This window comes from Methanosarcina sp., from assembly GCF_035390745.1.
GTDB lineage: Archaea > Halobacteriota > Methanosarcinia > Methanosarcinales > Methanosarcinaceae > Methanosarcina.
This window is the reverse complement of the sequence record NZ_DAOOUJ010000110.1, coordinates 1-4,656: the sequence shown is the minus strand read 5'-3', so window position 1 is coordinate 4,656 and position 4,656 is coordinate 1. Positions and strand designations below refer to the sequence as shown.

At 38.0% G+C, this 4,656-nt stretch carries 5 protein-coding genes and 2 tRNA genes; 1 reads left to right on the top strand and 6 read right to left on the bottom strand.

Going from position 1 to position 4,656, the window contains the following annotated elements; all coding sequences use genetic code 11:
* Positions 1 to 424: 424 nt before the first annotated feature.
* Entirely contained in the window at positions 425 to 988 is a 564-nt protein-coding gene (pyrE, locus tag PLL47_RS14485; RefSeq protein ID WP_324447221.1) for an orotate phosphoribosyltransferase, read from the bottom strand.
* Positions 989 to 1,064: 76 nt separating this feature from the next.
* On the bottom strand, positions 1,065 to 1,592 hold the full coding sequence (locus PLL47_RS14480; protein ID WP_502883714.1) for a CDP-2,3-bis-(O-geranylgeranyl)-sn-glycerol synthase: 528 nt from the start codon (positions 1,590 to 1,592) through the stop codon (positions 1,065 to 1,067).
* Positions 1,593 to 2,721: 1,129 nt separating this feature from the next.
* Between PLL47_RS14480 and mreA the strand changes: the two genes are divergently transcribed.
* The gene (gene mreA / locus PLL47_RS14475; protein WP_015410893.1) at positions 2,722 to 3,117 is read left to right on the top strand and encodes an MreA family transcriptional regulator; all 396 of its coding nucleotides are present in this window, start codon (positions 2,722 to 2,724) and stop codon (positions 3,115 to 3,117) included.
* 386 nt (positions 3,118 to 3,503) lie between these two features.
* Here mreA and PLL47_RS14470 read toward each other — a convergent pair whose 3' ends face one another.
* The 4 genes from PLL47_RS14470 to PLL47_RS14455 all read right to left on the bottom strand — a co-directional run bounded on the left by PLL47_RS14470 (position 3,504) and on the right by PLL47_RS14455 (position 4,478).
* The gene (locus tag PLL47_RS14470; protein WP_324447214.1) at positions 3,504 to 3,716 is read right to left on the bottom strand and encodes a MoaD/ThiS family protein; all 213 of its coding nucleotides are present in this window, start codon (positions 3,714 to 3,716) and stop codon (positions 3,504 to 3,506) included.
* Positions 3,713 to 3,841: a hypothetical protein gene (locus tag PLL47_RS14465; RefSeq protein ID WP_324447212.1), complete on the bottom strand. Its 129-nt coding sequence runs from the start codon at positions 3,839 to 3,841 to the stop codon at positions 3,713 to 3,715. Before PLL47_RS14465 ends, PLL47_RS14470 begins: the two co-directional genes overlap by 4 nt.
* A gap of 472 nt (positions 3,842 to 4,313) precedes the next feature.
* A tRNA-Gly gene (locus tag PLL47_RS14460) sits at positions 4,314 to 4,385 on the bottom strand.
* Between the two features lie 18 nt (positions 4,386 to 4,403).
* A tRNA-Phe gene (locus PLL47_RS14455) sits at positions 4,404 to 4,478 on the bottom strand.
* Positions 4,479 to 4,656: the final 178 nt, after the last annotated feature.

The following is a 4,656-nucleotide window of genomic DNA, read 5'->3' as shown; positions in this document are numbered from 1 at the left end:
AAAAGAAAAAGGATACAGAGTCAATCATATTTTACAGAACTTTCGCTACACTGCCCGAGTTAATATTTTCTTCTTTTTATAAGTGATATTTTTAACCAATAACACAATAAAGGATTTCCTAATTCTCTATTTCTTCTGATAAATATCTTCTCATTGTTAAGCTTCGAATTTATATAAAAACCGGTGAGTTTCAACTTCTTTTTAGAGTCTCATTTTTATCTCCTTCACAAAGTTCATTTTAATACTTTTTGTCAAAATATAATCAGAGGAATCATACTTTAGGCGCGTTTATGGGTAGTAAAATTAAAAGTGCTTCAAACCCCTAAAAACATAAAATAATCTTTAACACGTATACAAAAATAGAGATTCTGGGAAGTGCTCCGGCACTTCCTTTGCTTAAACTATTCCTTACTTATGCTATTCCTTATTTTAACAGGTCACTTGCACTTACCAGAGGCACGAGTTGAACATCTGCTTCTTTCAGTTTTTCCCCTGCTCCTTCTTCTCTGTCCACTACAGTGATTACGTATTTAACACTGGCTCCGGCCTCCCTGACAACTTCTATTGCGTCTCTCACCGATCCTCCGCTGGTCGTTACATCTTCAAGCATTACAAGCCTGTCTTCAGGTTTCAGGTCTCCAACGAACCTGCTTTTTGTGCCGTAGTCTTTTACAGATTTCCTTACTATCAGAAGGGGAAGTTCAGTTTCCAGAGAAACTGCGGTTGCCAGAGGGACACCTCCCAGTTCCACACCTGCAACTATATCCACATCCATTTCTTTTATCCTGAGGGCTGCATGCCTGGCAATTATTTTAAGGGTTCCGGGGTCGGTGCTGGCTTTCTTGATATCTATATAATACTTGCTTTTCTTTCCCGAAGCAAGCGTGAAGTCCCCGTAGCGGACAGCTCCGCAGGCTTTCAGGGCTGCGATAAGTTCCTGCTTCTGTTTCTCAAAGTCATTTCCTGTTTCCGAATTTGTTTTGCTCATCTTATCACCTTATTTGCAGCCTTATTAGCGCTATAAATGCTTTCTAAGATTCTTCCTGTTCCGGGTCTTTATATATTCACCAGGGTTCTTTCTTTACACCTATAATATATCCTATTATGTTTGTGGTAAGATGGAGGAGAGGAGTTATTATAATGACGGTAAGCATAACCCCGCGGGTGAAATTGCTCATAAACCATTCCGGGGCTACAAGGTATGTAAATACCCAGGCTCCCACGACAAAATCAAGCTGGTCTACGAGAGGCAGGGAAGCTCCCCTTTTAAGGCCCATCCTGCGCTTGAAAAAGCTCTTGAACATATCTCCAAACAGTGCACCGGAAGCAAGGGCGAGCACGACTATCAGGGCGCTTTTGTAATCCGGGCCAAAGGTGGGCATTTCGATCCCCATAACCTCAAACCCTCTGAAACTCAGCCAGACCTCAATGCATCCTGCAAGAAATCCGCAAAATATGCCTGAAAAGAGCCCTCTGTAGGTTTTTCCGTCTCCGAGGATCCTCCTTCCGTCCTTATAAGTCCTGCCAAAATCAATTGGTGTTCCGCCCCCGAAGACAGCTGCGAAGGGATTGGAAAGGTATGCAGGGATCATCAGCCAGAATGCTTTGACTATCAGCTCGATCGTGGTATCATCTCTTTAATTATTTTTTACTTTCTCCAGGGCAGAAGTTAATTCTCTCCGCACCCTTATCCATTTATTTTTCTCTGTCACTACCAGCAAAAGATGGAATAATTAAGCTCTTGCAATTAAGCTCTCGCTGCCTTCTTCAGGAATCCTTTATTTTCATGCATATTTAACTAATGGGCTTAAGTAAATATTATCCCTATTTAATTGTATTTATTTTATTAAGTTAATTTTTTTATTCACACCCCATGTTTTGTTTATTGGTTCAAGAAGGTTCTTATGGTCGGGAAATATTCTAGTGAGGAGTAGTTTAACTAAAACAAAAACTAAAGTTGTGGGTAACATTAGCGAATTCTGCTTTTCTCAACTTTGCCCCAGTTGGGCGTTTTCAGGAGGAAATCTCTTACTAATCGGGAAGGACGCTGCAGATTTATCCGGCTGTTAAGGAGAATTGTCTGGTCGGATCGAAGTGGGGATATAAACATTTCTAAATTACTCTCGACGTTTTATTGTCCGGATTTCCTCTTTTAATTTCCTTTATCTGTGCAATTATAATATTTTTGTTGTGATGCCTTCAGGTTTTTATATGGATTCAGGGATTATTATGTCTCTTATAATTGATTATTTTTTTATATGTACTAATGTCAGGTGTAACTGAAAGTTTTTCAATTCCTTTTTAATATATACAACTTTAAATAGTATGAGTACATTATTAAATGTTGGAGATGAATAACCTTCTAATTATATACGTATACAGGTTTAATTACTGATCTGATACGTATTTTCCCATCAATTTCACAAAACGGTTCTCTGGTAGTCGGTTATGGAACTGTAATGTACTGTTTTTAATAACCGGTTGTTGGACTTAAAACGTGAACAATCCGCTAGATTGTGAAAAAACGCTTTTTATTCAATTCAAAGTTTTAAAACGGGACAGGTTACCCTATAAAAATATATGTCATGTAAAACTTTGGAATTTGGAATCAGCTTTAACAGGTGATTATGAAAGCTGCCTTTTAAGGTTTGGATAATAATTGCCGTTGTATTCTTTAGCTGACAAATTAAATTATAAAAATTGGAATATGAAGGGGTTATCATGAAAGACTATGAAGTAAAAGTGCTGGACGAGAACGACCACATTTTTATTGAAACGTTACGGAACCTTGGGATGTCAAGAAATGTTGCCACAACTATGGCATATCTTATGAATGTTGATGAAGCTTCATCCCGTGAAATTGAAATCAGTACTGGATTGAGGCAGCCCGAGGTCAGTCTCGCAATGAGGCTCATGCGCAATCAGTCCTGGGTCAATGTACGTTCGGAAAAGAAACCCGGTAAAGGGCGCCCGATAAAGATCTATTCTCTCGCAGCTCCTGTTGATGAGATCATAAGCTATTATGAAGATAAAATCTATAAGGAATCTCAGGCAACGATCTCAGCAATTAAAAAACTGAAGGTTATGAGCAAAAAGGTGCCTCTTACCCCCAAGTAAAGACTCAGAAGGGTAGTCCATAATGGCTGACAGTCCTTTCAGGGATTCACCATTATGGAAATCAAATCCTTACGCAATTTCTTTTCCTGATTTACTTATTCCTTAATTTTCTCTCTTTGTCTTTCGTATTTTCCTTTCCTTACTCTCCTGAACTTTTTAACATCTTTCATCAGGCATTTTACCTCTGGTAATTAAAAAAATCGATATCATTAAGGTCTGAATATAAATACTCGGAAAAAAAGTCTGCACTATTAATGAATATAAAAGAGCTAAGCTTACATAAAAAATACCTTACAGAAAAACAATATTAAGAAAAAGCTGCCTTAATCATTCTCTAAAAAGGAAAAAAGTTGTAATAAAGAAGGGGCACTGCCCTTGAGGGCAGATCAGCCACCTGTCACAACTTTAAGGATTGTTAGTTTATCAGAACTTATAGCCCCATCAAGGGGAACAGCATTACCTCCATTTAATACAAGTACTGTTTCCTGATTTATGTCCAGCTCATCAAGCAGGTCTTCGTAGGTAGCTGTTTCAGCTACTTCTACGGTCTGCTCAGAAATTTCACCAGCTTGAATTGTTATGTGTACCTTTTTACTCACTCTAGTGGTCCACCGCCGCTTACCTGAATTTCGTCTACGATTTCCTTTATTAACTTCTGCTCCAGTTCATATTCTTTTCTGATGCCTTTCCTTTCTGCATTTCTTTTCTGGAACTTTCCTGTCATGTTCAAATCTCCTTACGATTTTTCAGGTTGCAACTTAGTGGGTATAATCTCTTCAAACAAATTCTTTTGTCTTTTCGAGATGTATATCCAATAATTATAATGATCTTTTGTTTTAATTAACTTTTTGGTTAACGTATGATTGAGTTAACATTTCATTTTTTCGTGTGTGAGCAATCCATTCAATATTTGTTTTAGAACTTACTCATGGTTAACATTGTAACTGATAACGTTTGAAACATTGACATTATATGTTCGAAAATTACGATTTTAAATTAAGGCTAAGAATCTCAGATCAGAAATTGATTGTATTATAAAAATATAGCATTTATTTAGATTCTGTTCATAGTATATGTTCCCTTCGATAAGAGTCAGGGATTTAAAGTGATAATTCGTACAAAAATCATGCAAATTAACAAAAAAGGTAAAATGATAAATAGAAAACTACGGAAAAACAATTTAATTCTATGAATTATACACCAGCCGGGATTCGAACCCGGGTTCGAGCGTTGGCAACGCCCGGTGATGACCGCTACACTACTGATGTTCTCCGTTTTTGTTTTTATGGTGCCCAGACCCGGATTCGAACCGGGGACAACTGCCTCTTCAGGGCAGCGCTCTCCCACTGAGCTACCTGGGCAGGCAGATATGATACTACCCTTGCTCTTTTGTATGAAAATCACTAAAAGAGAAGGCAGCATTTTTTCCGTACCTACTTTCCAGAAAAAGCTCTGGAAATATTAATCTATTTTAAATTTTTAAGTGGGCCCGCTGAGATTCGAACTCAGGACCTCCGCCATGTCAAGGCGACGTCATAA